Here is a 17,464-nt window from a genome sequence, read left to right on the forward strand (position 1 = left end):
CGGCCCTCAGAACGAACGCGGCAGCTCGAGCACGTGCTCGGCCACATACGACAGGATCAGGTTGGTGGAGATCGGCGCGACCTGATACAGGCGCGTCTCGCGGAACTTGCGCTCGATGTCGTATTCGGCGGCAAAGCCGAAGCCGCCGTGGGTCTGCAGGCAGACGTTGGCCGCTTCCCACGACGCATCGGCGGCGAGCAGCTTGGAGATGTTGGCTTCCTTGCCGCAGGGCTTGCCGGCGTCGAACAGCGCGGCGGCCTTGTAGCGCATCAGGCTGGCCGCTTCCACGTTCACATAGGCACGCGCGATGGGGAACTGGATGCCCTGGTTCTGGCCGATCGGGCGGTCGAACACGATGCGCTCGCGCGCATAGCTGCTGGCGCGCTCGATAAACCAGTAGCCGTCGCCGACGCACTCGGAGGCGATCAGGATGCGCTCGGCGTTCAGGCCGTCCAGGATGTACTTGAGGCCCTTGCCTTCCTCGCCGATCAGGTTCTCGGCGGGGATCTCCAGGTTGTCGAAGAACAGTTCGTTGGTCTCGTGGTTGACCATATTGCGGATCGGCCGCACCGTCAGGCCCTTGCCGATGGCCTCGCGCAGATCCACCACGAACACCGACAGCCCCTCCGACTTGCGCTTGACCTGGTCCAGCGGCGTGGTGCGCGCCAGCAGCAGCATCAGGTCCGAGTGCTGCACACGCGAGATCCACACCTTCTGGCCGTTGATGACGTAGCGGTCGCCCTTCTTCACGGCGGTGGTCTTGAGCTTGGTGGTATCGGTGCCGGTGGTGGGCTCGGTCACCGCCATCGACTGCATGCGCAGCTCGCCCGAGGCAATGCCCGGCAGCCAGCGCTGCTTTTGCTCGGCCGAGCCGTGGCGCAGCAGGCAGCCCATCACATACATCTGGCCGTGGCAGGCGCCGGAGTTGCCGCCGGTGCGGTTGATCTCCTCCATGATGACGGACGCGGCGGTCAGCGGCAGGCCCGAGCCGCCGTACTCCTCCGGGATCAGGGCGGACAGCCAGCCGGCCTTGGTCAGCGCCTGCACGAACTCTTCCGGGAAGGCGTTCTGCTCTTCCACGCGTTGCCAGTAGGCGGAATCGAAGCCGGTGCACAGGGCACGCACGGCTTCGCGGATGTCGGGATACGGCTGGTCGTGCGATTGTTCTGCGAACATGAAAAGGGGCCCCGGTATGGACTTATCTGGATGTTATGGGATTTAGCTTGCGGCCATTATTCCCGAGGGCCTGCCGTGCGGTAATTCGGATTTGCGAAAGAGCGGCTTAGCGCCCCCGGAAGCAGGCCGGGCGGGCAAGGCACGGGTTTGGGCGGCGCCGCGCGCACTCGCCGGCGCCTGGCGGCTTCTGGCCGGCCTTGCCCACCCTTAGGGAAATCCGTATTGCATATGCGTCGCTTTATCGCCACGCTTGCCGGAAACCATAACGCGCCGCGCGCCCGCACGGGCCGACGCAGGCGAGCCCCGGCCGGCATGGCCCGGCCAATCCACCACGATGGAGACAAAAGACATGGCAGGCAGCAAACAGCAGCGGCACGGGCGGGTCGGCAGCGAACACGCAGCGCGGATGAACCGGGCCCAGGCACCATGGCGCTGGATGGCGCTCGCCGCGCTGGGCGTGGCGGCAGCCCTCACCGCGCCTGCCCCGGCGCGCGCCGCCGATGCCTACCCCGCCAAGCCGCTCACCATGGTGGTCCCCTTTGCCGCGGGCGGCCCCACCGACGTGGTGGCGCGCACCATGGCCGCGGCCATGTCCAAGTCCCTGGGCCAGAGCGTGGTGGTGGAAAACCGGCTTGGCGCCGGCGGCACCGTCTCCGCCGCCTACGTGGCCAAGGCCGCGCCGGACGGCTACACCATCCTGATCCACCACAACGGCATGGCCACCGCGCCGGCGCTGTACAGCAAGCTCCCCTACAAGCCGCTGACGGATTTCAGCTTTGTCGGCCAGGTGGCCGACGTGCCCATGACCCTGCTCGGCCGTCATGACCTGCCAGCCAGGACATTGCCCGAGCTGATTGCCTACATCCGCCAGAACCAGGGCAAGGTCAACCTGGCCAACGCCGGGCTGGGCGCGGTCTCGCAGCTGTGCGGCATGCTGTTCCAGAAAGCCATCGGCGTGGAGCTGACCGCCATTCCCTACCAGGGCACCGCGCCCGCGATGACCGCCCTGCTGGGCAGCCAGGTCGATATCCTGTGCGACCAGACCACCCAGACCCTGCCGCATATCAAGGCCGACAAGGTCAAGCTCTACGGCGTCACCACCACCACGCGCATCAAGGCCTTGCCTGACACCGCCACGCTAGCCGAGAGTGGGCTCAAGGGCTTCGAGGTCAAGGTCTGGCACGGCATCTATGCCCCGCATGGCACGCCGCCGGCGGTCATCGACCGGCTCAACGGCGCCTTGCGCACCGCGTTGAAGGATCCGGCGGTAGCGGCGCGGCTGGCGGACCTGGGCGCCGAGATCGTGCCGGAGGAGAAGCAGACGCCGGAAGGGCTGCGCACCTGGCTGAAGGCCGAGATCGAGAAATGGTCGCCGATCATCAAGGCAGCGGGGGTGAAGGCAGACTAATGGCGGGGGGCAGTCTGTCCCGAGGGAGAAGGCAGCGTGTGGCTCTTCCCCAATTGGGAATTTTTCAGCCCTCATATTCAGACACTACTCAATTCTGGCTGCCAATCCTGCCTGGCTCGATCGAACAACGTTGGCTCCGGGAGCGGTTGAGGACGAGCTGACCGGATCGAGTTCGCGGGAGCGGCCGACGGTGGACCCAATGAGCAGCAAATCCTACTGCATTTGTGCTGCCTCCGCGCTCCTATGCCTTCCCAGCTATGTTCCCCTTGCGCAGCGCAGGACCAGTTCCTCTAGAGCGCCCGCTGAGTCTGCAATGCCACCGGGAGGGTGTGCGGATTAGGCTCGCCAAATGAACCTGATTTCAAGGGGGTTCCGTTAATAGGCTGAACTATAAGCAGTCTCCCCTTTAGAATCTCATCGTCCCGTGTTTGCCACATATTGAGGAATTGGTCCCTGGATAGACGCCGATTTCCCCAAGATGGATCGCCGATCCAAACGTGGTCTCGAGATTAGCTGAAAAAATACTCTTTGATCAGAGAGAAGGAAATTAATATTATGAGCGGAATAATGACGGCCAAGTGCACAAGATTAAAAAGGTAGGCGCCAGAGTTCACGTCGCAACCGCGCATGTCCTTAATGCTCCTGATGAAATCTTTTATTAAATTCAAGGCTATCTCCGGTAACGATGGGAGGGTGGATCCTCCCATCGGCCTCTGTGCCTCGCCAACAAGCGAAGCCAATCGAGGGCAAAGCTCCGCCAACACCTAATGGAATACGATAGGTGTTACTTTTAACTTGCAATTATTATTTTCCGCCGAGTCTGAAATCTACCGGGAGTTCTAGTGCGAAGCTGAGCGGATCAATCCGTAAATCAGTCGCATATTTGATCGCTATTCGAGATAAATCGTGAGTAACGACGGTGAAACTCTATCACTCCTTGTCCATTAAAAGTTGCCAGAGCGGAAAAACCAGATATTTCTGAATGCGGTTGGGAATTTTCTGCATCGCGATCGGACATTGTCTGGCTCGGATCTACCGTGGCTGGCGGCTTCCGAAGAGCGTTCGAGAAGCTGCTGCTGGCATCGATAAAGTGCAAAGGTAGTAAGATTTACAGTTCATGGGTCATTGCTGCTTGCGTGTGAACGCAACCGCGTCAGGTTGACTCGTCCGCAACCGTGGCAGGAGCCCCCTTTGTTCGAACGCGCCAGACAGCACTTCGCAGCGCTCACCACCCGCGCCGGGTTTCACTCGTTGCGTCTCGTCCGCCAGACCGGCGAGCACTGCATGATGCGGCGCGGCATCGCCGAGCCGCCATCCTTCATGCAGGACATGGGCGCCATGCTCAGCGTGCGCGTGGATGGCGTGGAGGCCTACGCCGCCACCAGCGATCTCAGCGTGGCCGGATTGCAGCGCGCGCTCGACAGCGCCGAAGCACTCGCCCGGCGGATCGCCGGGCGTGGCCTGGTCGACCTGCGTGGGCTGGAGCCGCCGCAAGGCCAGGCCCGCTACGAATCCCCTGGCCTGCATGGCGCGTTCCCCGGGCTGGCCGAGCGCTTCGCCCTGCTGGCGGCGGTGTCCGCCAGCGTGCCCGCCGATCCGCGGCTGGTGAACTGGCTGGTTTATCTCGATCACCAGCGCCACGAGCAGCTCTACCTGAATAGCGCAGGCGCCGAACAATGGCAGGCGCTGCGCTTCGTCTATCCCGGCATCAGCGTGACCGCCTTCGACGGCAGCGACAGCCAGACCCGCAGCTTCGGCGGCTTCGGCAGCGGCCAGCAGGGCGGGGCGGAGGTCATTGCGCGGCTCGGCTTTGCCGGCGCCGCATCGCGGGTGGCGGACGAAGCCTTGCAGTTGCTGCTGGCGCCCAACGCGCCGAGCGGCCCTACCGACCTGCTGCTGATGCCGGACCAGATGATGCTGCAGATCCACGAATCCATCGGCCATCCGCTGGAACTGGATCGCATCCTCGGCGACGAGCGCAATTACGCGGGCACCAGCTTTATCGGGCTGGAGGACTTCGGCCGCTACCAGTACGGCTCGGACCTGCTCAATATCAGCTTCGACCCGGGCATCCCCGAGGAACTGGCCAGCTACGGCCACGATGACGAAGGCCAGCCCGCGCAGAAGGCATTCCTGATCCGGGACGGGCTGCTGCTGCGCCCGCTGGGCGGCGCGCTGTCGCAATGGCGCAGCGGGCTGCCGGGCGTGGCAAACAGCCGGGCCTGCAACTGGAACCGCCCGCCCATCGATCGCATGGCCAACCTCAACCTGGAGCCGGGCGACCGCACCATGGCGCAACTGGTCGGCGGCATTGAACGCGGCATCCTGATGTCGTCCAACCGTTCGTGGTCCATCGACGATGCGCGCAACAAGTTCCAGTTCGGCTGCGAATGGGGGCGCCTGATCGAGGACGGCGAGCTCAAGGGGGTGGTCAAGAACCCGAACTATCGCGGCGTTTCCGCGAATTTCTGGCGCAGCCTGGCTGCGGTTGGCGATGCCAGTACCTTCGAGGTGCACGGCACGCCGTACTGCGGCAAGGGCGAGCCCAACCAGGTGGTGCGCGTCGGGCATGCTTCGCCGGCCTGCGTGTTCAAGCAAGTGGAAGTCTTTGGAGGTGCCGCGTGATGGCGGATGCGCAGTCGTTGTTTGCGGCGCTGGCCGATGATGTGCGTAAGGCGCTGGGCGAGGGTGAGGCCTTCACGCTGTGGTACAGCGCGGAGGAGTCGGAGTTCATCCGCTTCAACCGCGCGAGGGTGCGCCAGGCCGGACAAGTGCGGCAGGCCACGGCCCGGCTCCAGCTGATCCGCGACGAGCGCCACGCCAATATCGGCGTCGCGCTGTCGGGCGATCCCGCGACCGATCGGCAGCGCCTCGCAGACGGCTTGCTGCGGTTGCGCGAGGCCATCGGCCAATTGCAGCCGGACCCCTACCTGATGCTGGAGCGCGAGCCCTGGCAGCGCACGCTGGCCGATGCGGCCGCGCCGCCGGACACCGCCGAAGTGCTCGCGCAGATCGAAGAAGCCGCGCATGGGCTCGACCTGGTCGGCATCTACGCCGCCGGCCCGCTCTACCGTGGCTTCGCCAGCAGCTTCGGCGCTTTCGGCTGGCATGCCGCGCAAGGCTTCCACTTCGACTGGAGCCTGTTCCACGAAAACGGCCAGGCCGTGAAGGCCGACTACGCGGGCTCGCGCTGGGACGCCGCCGAGTTCGCCAGCCGCTTTGCACAAGCGCGCCAGCAGCTGGAGCACCTGGGCAAGCCGCAGCGCGTGCTGCCGCCCGGCGACTACCGGGCCTACCTGGCCCCCGCGGCCCTCGATGAAGTGCTCGGCATGTGTTCCTGGGGCGGCTTCTCGGCCCGCGCGCTGGCGCAGAAGGAAAGCCCGCTGCAGCGGCTGTACGATGGCGGCGCCCGGCTTAGCCACTTGCTCGACCTGGACGAACGCGCAAGCGGCACGCTGGCTCCGGCCTTCGGCCCCGAAGGCATTCCACGCAGCGACGTGACGCTCGTGCAAGCGGGGCGGCCAGCTGGCCGCCTGGTCTACCCACGCAGCGCGCGCGAGTACGATCTGGCTGCCAATTCCGCCAGTGCCGGTGAGGCGCCGCAGTCGCTTGCCATGGCGGCCGGCAAGCTCGCGCAGGACGACGTGCTCGCGGCGCTCGGCACGGGCCTCTATATCGGCAACCTCTGGTACCTCAACTGGTCCGATGCGCCGGCGGCCCGCATGACCGGCATGACGCGCTTCGCCACGTTCTGGGTGGAAGATGGCCGCATCCAGGCGCCGCTTGGCACGATGCGCTTTGATGACAGCATCTACAGCTTCCTGGGCGAGCACCTTGAGGCGCTGACCAGCGAGCGGCAGTTGCGGGTGTCGAGCAATACTTATGGCGAGCGGCAGACCGATTCGGCGCTGTTGCCAGGTGCGCTGACTGGAAAACTCACGTTGACGCTCTGAGCGGGTGAGGCGCTAGCGCACCGGCTCCTCAGCTATGCCTGAACGGCATCCTCGAGCGCAAAAAGGGCCGAGTCACCATGGCCTCGTAAGCCGCCGGCTCAGGAATTCCTCGAAGTCCTGGACGTGCCCGCAAATGATGTGGATGTAGACGGTGTCGGGGGTGACCCTGTAGATGATTCGCTGCTGATGTGTCAGATGTTGCCTGAAGCCATCCGCGAAGCCTGCCAGCTCGTCGGGGCGAGTACCGGATGCAGGAAACTCGGCAATGTAGGCTACCTTCTGCTGAATCTGCTTCTTGACGGCCTGCCAGGTTCCCTCGGGTTTGAATCTGGCCAGATAGTGCCTGAGGTCGATCAAGTCTTGCTTGGCGGATTCGAGAAAGACTACCCTCATGCGCCGTCTTTTTTGTCCAGCCGATCCAGTTCAGCAAAGACGTCTGCCGCCGTTGTCACCTTGCCCTGCGCGATCTCCTTCTCGCCGAGCGCCAGGATCTTCAATAGCGCGATGGTTTGCCGCTGCGCTTCATAGCTGGCAATGTCTTGCACGACGAGTTTAGCCTCGCCATTCTGGGTGATGATCAAAGGCTCGCGCGTCTCGCTGAGCTCCGTGACGATACGGGCCGCATCGCTTTTCAGAAAGCTGATCGGCTTGATGTTTGAGAGTTTCACGGGGCAGCCATTCGGGAGTTACCGGATGACCGAATATAGACCGAATCCGGTCTGGCGTCCATTTCGCGGAATGGCCACCTGCAAGCCGGCCGTGAGTCCCGCTCAAACCGGTTCCCGCGCCGCATCCGTCAAATACTGAATCAACGTCTCCGCAAACTGCGGCAACTCCCGCCCTGGCCGGCGCACCAGGCGCAGATCGCGCTTGGCCCATTCATCCTCAAGCGGAATAAATCGCAGCACCTTGCGGCTGGCATAACGCCGCGCGCAGCTATTGGGCACGATGGCAATGCCCGCGCCTGCCTCCACCATCCGGCACACGGCGTCGAAGCTGCCCAGCTGGATGCGCAGGCTGATGCGCTTGCCCATGCCGCTGGCGATGCGGTCCAGGAAGGACTGGATGGCGCTGAACTGGTTCAGGCCCACGAAGCGGCAGGTATCCAGCAGGTCGGCAAAGTGCAGGCTGGTGAATTGCGGCAGCGGGTGGTTGACCGGCGCGATCACGATCAGTTCGTCGCTGCAGAGCTGCATGACCTCCAGGTCATTGGTGGCGACCTCGCCGGCGACGATGCCAAGATCCGCGGCGCCGGCGCTGATGGCCGAGACGATGGCCTGCGAGAGTTGTTCTTCCAGTTCGATATCCACATCCGGGTTCTCCGCCAGGAAGCGCGACAGCGCGGTGGCGAGAAAGGAATTGGTGGCGGTAGTGTTGGCCAGCAGGCGCACGCGGCCTTTGACGCCTTTGGCGTAAGGGCGCAGGTCGGAGTGCAGGCACTCCAGTTCGCGGAACACTTCGCGCGCGTGGCGCAAGAGGGCGTCGCCCGCGGGCGTCAGGCGCACGCCCTTGACCTGGCGGATCAGCAACTGGGTCTGGAAGGCCTCTTCCAGTTGCTTGATGCGGGTGCTGGCGGCGGGCAGGGAAAGGAAGCTGCGCTCGGCGGCGCGGGTCAGGTTTTCGGTTTCGCCGACGTTGAGGAACAGGCGCAGGTCGGTCAGGTCGTAATGCATGTGTTTCGCTGGGCCAAAGGCCTCTTTTGTCAATCGTGAATAGCAATGTCCCCGCCGTCAATTTATCGTATTCGGCGTGGCAAGAGAACCATAAAGGCAGGCTCGTCCGTATTGCGCGGGCGGTTACCGGCTTGCCTCGTGCAAAGGCGGCACAAAACCGGGGCTGCCGGGCCACCGGGCCGCCGCGCAGCCACCAAGGAGACGACACATGACAGTTCGGCGCTACAGCGCAAGCAGGCTGGCGGGCGTGGCCACCATGCTGGGCGTGGCCACCTTGGCCACCATGGGCGGCGCTGCCGCGGCCGACTATCCGGACAAGCCGGTGCGCCTGATCGTGCCCGCAGCGCCGGGAGGCACCACCGATATCGCTTCGCGGCTGGTCGGCAAGCGTCTCTCGGAGCTGCTGGGCCAGCCCGTGGTGGTGGAAAACCGTGCCGGCGCCGCCGGCATCGTCGGCGTGCAGGCGCTGCGCCAGGCCGCGCCAGACGGCTATACGCTGATGATGGGCAATATCGGCCCCAATGCCATCAACTACGGCCTGTACAAGCAACTTCCCTACCGTGCCGAGGACTTCGCGCCGATCACCATGGTGGTCTCGGTGCCCAATGTGCTGGTGGTCAACGCCAAGGTGCCTGCCCGCAACGTGGCGGAACTGGTGGCGCTGGCCAAGTCCCAGCCGGGCAAGCTCTCGTTTGCCTCGTCGGGGACCGGGCAATCGGTCCACCTGTCCGGCGAGCTGTTCAAGAAGCGCACCGGCATCGACATCATCCACGTGCCGTACAAGGGTGCCGCGCCGGCCGTGGCCGACCTGGTTGCCGGGCAGGTGACGATGATGGTGGACAACCTGCCCAGCTCGCTGCCGCATATCCAGTCCGGCAAGCTGCGCGCGCTGGCGGTGACCAGCGCCACCCGCGTGGCGGAGTTGCCCGATGTGCCCACCATGAAGGAAGCCGGCCTCGATGACTTCCAGGTGACCGCGTGGTTCGGCCTGGTGGCGCCGGCGGGCACGCCGGCCGCGGTGGTCGCGCGCCTGCAAAAGACCGTGGCCGGCATCCTGGCCGAGCCCGAAGTGAAAACGCGCCTGGCCGATCTCGGCGGCGTGCCGGGCGGCGACACGCCCGCGCATTTCGCCAGCTTCATCGACGCGGAGCGCGTGCGCTGGGCCAAGGTGGTGAGGGACACCGGCATTCCACAGCAATGAGGGCGAGCCCGAAGCACGGCACGCAACACCACAGCACAACACAGCACGACACAACGAGAGGGCAAGGCATGGAAACACGGAAAGCGCGCCACCGCAGGTCATGGCTACAGGCCGTGCTGATTGCCCCGCTCGCAGTGGGGCTGCTGGGCGCGAGCGCTTCGGCGCTGGCCGACACCTGGCCCAACAAGCCGATCCAGTTGCTGATTCCTTATCCGCCGGGTGGCAGCGCCGACCTGCTGGCGCGCCCCGTGGCGGCCAAGCTGCAAGAGCGGCTGGGCCAGCCCGTGGTGCTCGACTACCGGCCCGGCGCCGGCGGCACCATCGCCTCGCAACAACTTGCGCGTGCCAAGCCGGACGGCAACACGCTGATCCTGGTGCTGGCCGCGCATGCCATCAATGCCAGCCTCTATCCCAAGCTGCCGTATGACACCCGCAAGGATTTCGCGCCGGTATCGCTGGTGGCCAACCTGCCGCTGATCCTGGCCGGCAGCCCCTCGCTGAAGGCCAGGACCGTGCTTGAGTTGATCGCCGCGGCCAAGGCCGCGCCGGGGCAGCTCACGTTTGCCTCCGCGGGCAACGGCAACACGGGCCACCTGGCCGGCGAGCTGTTCGACAGCCTGGCCGGCGTCAAGATGACCCACGTGCCGTACAAGGGCAGCGCGCAGGTGGTCAACGCCATGCTGGCTGGCGAGGTGCAGCTGACCTTCGACAGCATTTCCACCTCGATGCCGCATATCCGCAGCGGCCGCCTCAAGGCGCTGGCCGTGACCAGCGCCAGGCGCGCCACGCTGGCGCCGGACGTGCCCACGCTGTCCGAGGCCGGTGTGCCCGGCTTCGACATCAATGGCTGGTACGCGGTGCTGGCGCCGGCCGGCACGCCGGGCGCCATTGTCGAGCGGCTCAGCAAGGAGATCGCGTCTGTATTGACCCAGCCCGAGCTGCGCGCGAACCTGGCCGCCAACGGCTATGAGCCGGTGGGTTCCACGCCGGCGGCGCTGGGCGCGCATATCGATGCGGAGATCGCGCGCTGGAGCAAGGTCGTGAAGGACTCGGGCGCACGCCTGGAATAAGAGATAGAGATCAACCAGAAGAGATCAACCAAAACCCGGCCTGGCGCGTGCCAGGCCGCCGAGCAAACAAAGGTGTAGACAGGGGTATGAACATGAGTGGAGTGATGGCAGGCAAGGTAGCGCTGGTGACCGGCGCGGGTGGTGGCATCGGGCGCGGCGTTGCGCTGGAACTGGCCAAGGCCGGCGCCAAGGTGGTGGTCAACGACATCGGCGTATCGCTCACAGGTGAAGGCGGCGATGCCGGCCCCGCGCAGCGCGTTGTCGACGAGATCGTCGCCGCCGGCGGCATTGCGGTAGCCAACACCGACAGCGTATCGAGCTGGCAGGGCGCCAACGCGATCGTGCAATGCGCGATCGACAACTTCGGCCGCATCGATGCCGTGGTGAACAACGCCGGCAACCTGCGCGACCGCATGTTTTTCAAGATGAACGAGGAAGAATGGCGCTCGGTGATCGACGTCCACCTCAACGGCACGTTCTTTGTCAGCCGCGCCGCCGCCAACCACTTCAAGGACCAGGAGAGCGGCGCCTACGTGCACATGACTTCCACCTCCGGCCTGATCGGCAACCTGGGCCAGGCCAACTACTCGGCCGCCAAGCTTGGCATTGCCGCGCTGTCGAAGTCGATCGCACTGGACATGGCTCGCTTCAACGTGCGCTCGAACTGCATCGCGCCGTTCGCCTGGAGCCGCATGACCAGCTCGATCCCCTCCGAGACCCCGGAAGAAAAGGCGCGCGTCGCCAAGCTGCAAAAGATGGAAGCCAACAAGGTCGCGCCGATGGCCGCCTTCCTCGCCAGCGATGCCGCGCATGAAGTCAACGCGCAGATCTTTGCCGTGCGCGCCAACGAGATCATGCTGATGAGCCAGCCGCGTCCGGTGCGCTCGGTCCACATGAGCGAAGGCTGGACCCCTGAATCCATTGCCGAGATCGCTATCCCCGCCATGCGCAACAGCTTCTACAAGCTCGAGCGCTCGCCCGACGTGATCAGCTGGGACCCGATCTGACGCTATGCCGCTCGACTACAACCGTATCAAGAACTGGGACTTTCCGGAGGTCACGCAAACCTACGGCGAGAAGGATTCCATCCTCTACGCGCTGGGTCTTGGCCTGGGCGAGCAGCCCACCGATCCGCGCCAGCTGCGCTACGTCTATGAAGCGCAGCTCAAGGCCTTTCCAACGCAGGCCGTGGTGCTGGCCTATCCCGGCTTCTGGATGCAGGACCCGGCAAGCGGCATCGACTGGGTGCGCATCGTCCACGGCGAGCAGCGCCTGCGCCTGCACCGTCCGCTGCCGGTGTCCGGCACCGTGCGTGCGCGTGCACGGGTGACCCATGTCATCGACAAAGGCGCCGACAAGGGCGCGCTCGTGATCGTGGAGCGCACGCTGGTGGATGCAGCCACCGGCGCCGAACTGGCCACCGTGAACCACACCACCTTCTGCCGCGCAGATGGCGGCTTTGGCCAGGGCGATACCGCGCCCGAAGCGCTGCCGGCAGCACCGGCCCGCGCGCCGGATGCGGTTCGCAGCCAGGCGATCATGCCGCAGGCCGCGTTGTTGTACCGCCTCAATGCCGATCCCAACCCGTTGCATGCCGATCCGGAAGTGGCGCGCGCGGCGGGCTTCGACGCGCCCATCCTGCACGGCCTGTGCACCTATGGCGTGGCGGCGCGCGCGCTGGTCGATACCTTCGCCAACGGCGACGGCGATCAGCTGCTCGAACTCAATGTACGGTTTTCCCGCCCGGTATTTCCCGGCGAAACCCTCGAAGTGCGCATGTGGCGCGAAGGCGGTGGGCGCGTGCTGTTCGACGCCCGCGTGCCCGCGCGCGACGTCACCGTGCTCAGCAACGGCGTAGCGGAGTTCCGTGCATGACAACAAGGGCAACAACCATGAAGAGCGCGCTCGACGGCGTACGTGTGCTGGACCTCTCGCGCATCCTGGCCGGCCCCTGGTGCGCCCAGAACCTGGCCGACCTCGGCGCCGAGGTGATCAAGGTCGAGCGCCCCGGCGTGGGCGACGACACCCGCTCCTGGGGCCCGCCCTGGCTGCCCGACGGCGACGGCAAGCCCTCGCGCGATGCGAGCTACTACGCCGGCGCCAACCGCGGCAAGCGCTCGGTCACGCTGGATATCGCCAGCGCGCAAGGGCAGGCCATCGTGCGCGAGCTGGCGGCAAAATCGCAGATCGTGCTGGAGAACTACAAGGTCGGCGACCTGAAGCGCTATGGCCTGGACTATGACAGCCTCAAGGCCATCAACCCGGCGCTGGTCTATTGCTCCATCACCGGCTACGGCCAGGAGGGCCCGAGCGCGCACAAGCCCGGCTACGACTTCATCTTCCAGGGCATCGGCGGCCTGATGAGCATCACCGGCGAGCGTGACGACCTGCCCGGCGGCGGCCCGCAGAAGGTCGGCGTGGCCGTGGTCGACATGCTCACCGGCATGTATGCCACCGTGGCCGTGCTGGCGGCACTGCGCCATGCCGAGCGTACCGGCGAGGGGCAGCGCATCGATATGGCGCTGCTCGATGCCGTGGTGGCGATCGGGGCGACGCCAATCCTGGCGCAGAAGATCACCGGAAAGACGCCACAGCGCTTCGGCAATGCGCATGCGAACATGGTGCCGTACCACGTGTTTGCCACGGCGGATGGCTACATGATCGTGGCCGCTGGCAACGACGGGCAATGGCAAGGGTACTGCCGGGGCGTGGAGCGCCCGGACCTTGCCACGGACGAACGCTTCACCACCGGCACCGGGCGCATCGTCAATCGCGATGTGCTGGTGCCGCTGCTCGAAGCCCATATGCGCACTGGCACGACCGCGCATTGGGTGCAAGCGCTGGAGCGCGAAGGGATTCCTTGCGGGCCGATCAACGACTATGCGCAGGTGCTGGAGGATCCGCAGGTCAGGTACCGTGAACTGCAGGTGGATATGGTGCGCAGCGACGGCGGGGTTTGTCCCACGGTGAAGAGCCCGTTGCGGCTTTCGGCTACGCCGGTCAGGTATGACGCGGCGCCGCCCCGGCTGGGGGAACATACCGAGGCGGTGCTTTCGGGCGTGCTGGGCATGTCGGCAGCTCGGATCGCCGCCCTGCGCGAACAAGGCTTGATCTGAGGCCGGTTCCGGCGGACGCGTTGCCCAGGTGCAGCAGCCGGGGTGCGTACCATCGGTCTGCGGACGGCGGCGCATAAGATGAAATTTCCCAATCCTGACGTACTCCGGCTCGCATAGCATCGTGCTCGGCGTGGACTTGCCTCCACGCATGCAGCCCGCGCCCCCGCGGGAGTCCGGCGGGCGGCTTGGCCCGCCGCCAAAGTCAAGGAGCACGAATGCATCGGAGATCGTTTCTGGCCGCCGGAACCCTGGCCCCGCTCCTACGCATGGGAGCGGGGTGGCAGCAAACTCTGGAGAACTGCAGGGGCATTTGCAAGGTTCTACCCCACTCCACCGCCTGGTGCCGCCAGCCGTCAGGAACCGAACAGCATCAGGCCAATCTTGACGGCCGAGACCACGATGGCGAGCAGCAGCCCGCAAATCAGCTGCTGGCTGTCTCGTGGCTCCCACGACAGTGCGGCGGCTACAAACGCCTTGCGCTGGTATCGCGCCTTGTCGGATACAACCCCCAGGTCGTTCGGTATGCCCTTGGCGATCATTGCGCCCCTGAGGCGCCGGGTCATGCGCGCGGCGGGACGCCAGATCAGAATGACGCTGAGCAAGGTCATGCCTTCGATGACGATCTCCGTCCAGTGCCCGAAGAAATTCGCCATGGCGTGCGCAATCAAAAGACACCCCACAGCCGTACCCTGCTCATATCCGACACGGCCTTCGCTTCATCGGCTGACTCATCGGCAGGCTCGACCAGTTCAAGAGGCAGTTTGGCTTCACGCGGCTTCAGCATCAATACGACCTCCATGTCTAGCGCGTGAGCGTAATTCACGATCGTTTCCATCGAGGGCCCGAGTGAGCCGCCGCCGTTCTCGATCCGACTGATCTCGGATTGCAGCATGCCGCTGTCGGCAGATTGCTGCGCCTGTGTTTTGCCGCTCTTCTGGCGCGCGGCGCGCAGGATGCTTCCGACCCGGCCGGCCACCGCAAACCGCGTATCGGGATCTTCGTCGAGCTTCTGCATTTCCGCCAGATAGGCGCGGCGTGTCTCAGGCTTGTCGAGAGCCCGTTTGCGAAACTTCTCGAACGAATCGGGATTCAAAACGTTCTTGCCATCTTTGGCCATGATGCGCTCCTTTGCCTCTAGGTACGTTCCTTCGCATGGCGCTCTCCCCGGGCGGCGTTCGTGTCGACGGCGAGCACGACCAGCATCGAGCCTGACCTGACCGGACCAACGATGGTGAAGAACGCTGTCAGAACCCGGTATGAAGAAAGACAAGGCACCTCCTCATTATTGGTTATTTCCGATAATTTGCAAGTCCTGTGGAGTCGCGTGCATCTTTCTGCCCATGGATCGAGACTGGGCTCTTTTTTTAGATCGAACTATCAGGCGCTATTCCCGTGACGTCCAGAAAACTTTTGTTGCTATGGACGGCCGGTCAATTGCAATCAGGCATGGCGAGGCCCGGGATAAGGCCATCCGGCAAGAGCGGTTCCCTCGCCGGGTTCCCAGCCCACCGGACATGATCCATATCAAGCCTCGCGTGCCCGGTTAACGGCACAATGTCCCTGAACTCCCCAGCGTCCCAACTCCCATCCAAGGTGAGGCCCATGTTTCCTGAATTCCGCGATCAGATATCCATCCTCAAGACCCAGGACGCCCACTTTGCGCGGCTGTTCACCCGCCACAACGAACTGGACCATGAGATCAAGAACATGGAGGCGGCAAAGGTTCCCGCAGACGGCACCGCCATCGAGATCCTCAAGAAGGAAAAGCTGCACCTGAAGGACCAGCTCTACGTCATCCTGCGCAAGGTCTCGGCTTCCTGAAGCCCATTTCAAATCCGCCAATCGAAAGGTCATCCCATGTTCAAACATATCCTGCTCCCCATCGACGGATCGGAACTCTCGCAAAAGGCTTTCCCGGCCGCCGTCGAGTTCGCGCGGACGACCGGCGCCAAGCTGACCCCGTATATGTGCCTCGAGGAGTATCCGTTCCTGATGTCCAGCGACGCGGGCCACGAGAAGAAGTCGGTCTTCGAGCATCGCATCGAGGCCGCGGCGCGCGAGGAGCTGGCCAAGGTGGAATCGGCCGCGGCACTGGCCGGCGTGCCGTGTTCGGGCGCTACGTCCATTGCGTCCGCGCCCTATCGGGGCATCATCGGCATGGCGAAGGAACTGGGCTGCGACGTGATCTTCATGGCGTCGCATGGGCGGCGTGGCATCAGCGGCCTGCTGCTTGGCAGCGAGACCCAGAAGGTGCTGACGCATAGCGATATTCCGGTGCTGGTGTTCCGCTAAGCCGGCCAGGGGATTTGTGATTCTGGATTTGTGATTTGTTGCGACGCACTAGCGGCGCAATCTCCCTGCGCCACACGGATCCCGCCGACCCGAGCGCTCACCGCCGACTCGACGGGATCTTCATCTTCATCTGCCGCGCCCAGGCACTCAGGCCGCGGACTCCATCATCTGCCGCTGCCGGTATTCGCCCGGCGCCACGCCCGTCCATTTCTTGAACGCGCGATGGAACGTGCTGGGTTCTGAAAACCCCACGCGCAGGGCTACCTGCTGGAGTGCAAGGTCCGTGTGCTCCAGGAAGGCGATGGCCGCGTCGCGGCGCAGGCTGTCCTTGATGCTCTGGTAGCCGCGCCCTTCGTCGCGCAGGCGGCGGCGCAGGGTTTGCGGCGTCAGCCGCAGGGTCTCGGCCATTTGTTCCAGCGAGGGCAGTTCGTCATCGAGGTGGCTGCGCAGGTGGCGCCGGATGCGATCGGCCAGGCAGGAGTCATCGCGGTAGCGGGTGAGCAGGTTGCGCGGCGTGTCGTTCAGGAAGGCTCGCAGGCTGCTGGCGTCCTGGACCACGGGCAAGCGCAGCCAGCTGGCGTCGAAATGCAAGGCCGTGTGCGGCTGGCCATAGCGGACCTGGGTGTTGAACACCCGTTCGGTGTCGGTGAGCCGGGATGGCCCGCGCGCCGGTTCGGGCGCGCGGGCGGCCAGGTCGACGCCGGCGAGGGGAATGCGTTGCGCCACCAGCCAGTTGGCCACCCCGTATGCCTGGAAGGCGAAGGTGGACTCCGCATACTGGCGGCACGCCGTGGCGGGCGCGCGAGGCAGCAGGAGCAGGGTGGCGCGGCCGTCGCGCTGTTGCAGCCGCGGCACGAAATCGGCCAGGTGCAGGCGATACTGGTTCAGCCCGGCGCGCATGGCGTCTTCCAGCGTGGCGCAGTGGATCAACGCCTGGCAGGCCTGGGCGAACACGCCCGGCGCCACGGGCCGGCTGAGCAAGCCCCAGAACTCGTCGCGCGTGACGCGCCGCATCGAGCGCATCAGCGCGGCAAACTGGCCCTCGCTCACGCGCGCGTTGGGCGACTGCAGCAGCGCGGGCGAAATGGCGGCGCGGCGCAGCAGGGCGTCGATGTCGCAGCCAAGGCGGCGTGCGCCTTGCACGATATGGTGCAGCTGCAGCACGGAAATGGTGTGGCGCGTGGGCGGCTGGGCGGCGTCGGCGCGTGGCGCCTCTTGCTGGCGCGTGTTTGGCGCGCCAGCTGCGCCCGGTGTGCCTGGCGGGAGCGAACTGAGCGGCACCGTCATCGATGGCGGTGCGGATGCCCTGAGTGCGGCGATTTGCATGGTCTCCTCGTCTCAACGGACTCCCCGGTCCTGTTCCGGATCTACCCTGGGCGGCATCTCGCTGCAGTGCACCGCTGCATCGCTGCAGTGCAGCGCAACGGGCGGGCTCGCCGGACCGCTGCCGGTTCTGCGCCGGCTATGTGCGCCAGTTAATCCGATGCTGCGCCCCAGCACAATCCGGATTTACCAAAGGCAGGCTTTTCCCTGAACGATTCGGCCAATCATTTTGGGCCGAAAGGTCATTGTCCA

17 protein-coding genes are annotated in these 17,464 nt (G+C 65.1%); 10 read left to right on the forward strand and 7 right to left on the reverse strand.

Annotated features, from left to right (window positions below; genetic code table 11):
- Nucleotides 1-6: 6 nt before the first annotated feature.
- Nucleotides 7-1,176, reverse strand: a complete 1,170-nt coding sequence (locus tag ACX12D_RS30755; RefSeq protein ID WP_318235482.1) for an acyl-CoA dehydrogenase family protein — start codon at nucleotides 1,174-1,176, stop codon at nucleotides 7-9.
- A gap of 406 nt (nucleotides 1,177-1,582) precedes the next feature.
- On the opposite strand from ACX12D_RS30755, the gene ACX12D_RS30760 reads away from it, so the two are divergent.
- The 3 genes from ACX12D_RS30760 (at nucleotide 1,583) to ACX12D_RS30770 (ending at nucleotide 6,537) form a co-directional block, all read left to right on the forward strand.
- Complete coding sequence (locus tag ACX12D_RS30760) at nucleotides 1,583-2,584, forward strand: tripartite tricarboxylate transporter substrate-binding protein (RefSeq protein WP_459376575.1); 1,002 nt, start codon at nucleotides 1,583-1,585, stop codon at nucleotides 2,582-2,584.
- Nucleotides 2,585-3,775: 1,191 nt separating this feature from the next.
- Entirely contained in the window at nucleotides 3,776-5,209 is a 1,434-nt protein-coding gene (locus ACX12D_RS30765) for a TldD/PmbA family protein (protein ID WP_459374798.1), read from the forward strand.
- A complete protein-coding gene (locus ACX12D_RS30770; RefSeq protein ID WP_459374799.1) occupies nucleotides 5,209-6,537 on the forward strand; it encodes a TldD/PmbA family protein in 1,329 nt (442 codons plus the stop codon). The genes ACX12D_RS30765 and ACX12D_RS30770 overlap by 1 nt, the downstream gene beginning before the upstream one ends.
- A 72-nt stretch (nucleotides 6,538-6,609) precedes the next feature.
- On the opposite strand, the gene ACX12D_RS30775 is transcribed toward ACX12D_RS30770, so the two are convergent.
- The 3 genes from ACX12D_RS30775 to ACX12D_RS30785 all read right to left on the reverse strand — a co-directional run bounded on the left by ACX12D_RS30775 (nucleotide 6,610) and on the right by ACX12D_RS30785 (nucleotide 8,210).
- Nucleotides 6,610-6,930 carry a type II toxin-antitoxin system RelE/ParE family toxin gene (locus ACX12D_RS30775; protein ID WP_459374800.1) on the reverse strand — a complete coding sequence of 107 codons (321 nt, stop codon included), beginning with the start codon at nucleotides 6,928-6,930 and terminating at the stop codon, nucleotides 6,610-6,612.
- Nucleotides 6,927-7,205, reverse strand: a complete 279-nt coding sequence (locus ACX12D_RS30780) for a type II toxin-antitoxin system Phd/YefM family antitoxin (RefSeq protein ID WP_459374801.1) — start codon at nucleotides 7,203-7,205, stop codon at nucleotides 6,927-6,929. The genes ACX12D_RS30775 and ACX12D_RS30780 overlap by 4 nt, the downstream gene beginning before the upstream one ends.
- A 102-nt stretch (nucleotides 7,206-7,307) precedes the next feature.
- A complete protein-coding gene (locus tag ACX12D_RS30785) occupies nucleotides 7,308-8,210 on the reverse strand; it encodes a LysR family transcriptional regulator (protein ID WP_043357232.1) in 903 nt (300 codons plus the stop codon).
- Nucleotides 8,211-8,418: 208 nt separating this feature from the next.
- On the opposite strand from ACX12D_RS30785, the gene ACX12D_RS30790 reads away from it, so the two are divergent.
- From ACX12D_RS30790 to ACX12D_RS30810, 5 genes are all read left to right on the forward strand, one after another.
- Nucleotides 8,419-9,411, forward strand: a complete 993-nt coding sequence (locus ACX12D_RS30790; RefSeq protein ID WP_459374803.1) for a Bug family tripartite tricarboxylate transporter substrate binding protein — start codon at nucleotides 8,419-8,421, stop codon at nucleotides 9,409-9,411.
- Between the two features lie 68 nt (nucleotides 9,412-9,479).
- Nucleotides 9,480-10,481 (forward strand): tripartite tricarboxylate transporter substrate binding protein, encoded by a 1,002-nt coding sequence (locus ACX12D_RS30795; protein WP_459374804.1) that lies wholly within the window; start codon nucleotides 9,480-9,482, stop codon nucleotides 10,479-10,481.
- A gap of 92 nt (nucleotides 10,482-10,573) precedes the next feature.
- On the forward strand, nucleotides 10,574-11,488 hold the full coding sequence (locus ACX12D_RS30800) for an SDR family NAD(P)-dependent oxidoreductase (RefSeq protein ID WP_441639885.1): 915 nt from the start codon (nucleotides 10,574-10,576) through the stop codon (nucleotides 11,486-11,488).
- 4 nt (nucleotides 11,489-11,492) lie between these two features.
- On the forward strand, nucleotides 11,493-12,356 hold the full coding sequence (locus ACX12D_RS30805; RefSeq protein WP_459374806.1) for a MaoC/PaaZ C-terminal domain-containing protein: 864 nt from the start codon (nucleotides 11,493-11,495) through the stop codon (nucleotides 12,354-12,356).
- A complete protein-coding gene (locus tag ACX12D_RS30810; protein WP_459374807.1) occupies nucleotides 12,353-13,597 on the forward strand; it encodes a CaiB/BaiF CoA transferase family protein in 1,245 nt (414 codons plus the stop codon). The genes ACX12D_RS30805 and ACX12D_RS30810 overlap by 4 nt, the downstream gene beginning before the upstream one ends.
- Nucleotides 13,598-13,950: 353 nt before the next feature.
- Here ACX12D_RS30810 and ACX12D_RS30815 read toward each other — a convergent pair whose 3' ends face one another.
- A complete protein-coding gene (locus tag ACX12D_RS30815; RefSeq protein WP_459374808.1) occupies nucleotides 13,951-14,250 on the reverse strand; it encodes a hypothetical protein in 300 nt (99 codons plus the stop codon).
- 11 nt (nucleotides 14,251-14,261) lie between these two features.
- The gene (locus ACX12D_RS30820) at nucleotides 14,262-14,714 is read right to left on the reverse strand and encodes a helix-turn-helix domain-containing protein (RefSeq protein WP_459374809.1); all 453 of its coding nucleotides are present in this window, start codon (nucleotides 14,712-14,714) and stop codon (nucleotides 14,262-14,264) included.
- A 485-nt stretch (nucleotides 14,715-15,199) separates the two neighbouring features.
- Here ACX12D_RS30820 and ACX12D_RS30825 point away from each other — a divergent pair, with 485 nt between their 5' ends.
- Nucleotides 15,200-15,418, forward strand: coding sequence for a YdcH family protein (locus ACX12D_RS30825; protein WP_441639861.1), 219 nt, complete (start codon nucleotides 15,200-15,202; stop codon nucleotides 15,416-15,418).
- Between the two features lie 36 nt (nucleotides 15,419-15,454).
- On the forward strand, nucleotides 15,455-15,889 hold the full coding sequence (locus ACX12D_RS30830) for a universal stress protein (protein ID WP_174423784.1): 435 nt from the start codon (nucleotides 15,455-15,457) through the stop codon (nucleotides 15,887-15,889).
- Nucleotides 15,890-16,036: 147 nt separating this feature from the next.
- Here the strand turns inward: ACX12D_RS30830 and ACX12D_RS30835 are convergent, their stop codons facing one another.
- Nucleotides 16,037-17,215, reverse strand: coding sequence for an AraC family transcriptional regulator (locus ACX12D_RS30835; protein ID WP_459374810.1), 1,179 nt, complete (start codon nucleotides 17,213-17,215; stop codon nucleotides 16,037-16,039).
- Nucleotides 17,216-17,464 lie beyond the last annotated feature (249 nt).

It is taken from the genome of Cupriavidus sp. PET2-C1 (genome assembly GCF_054515855.1).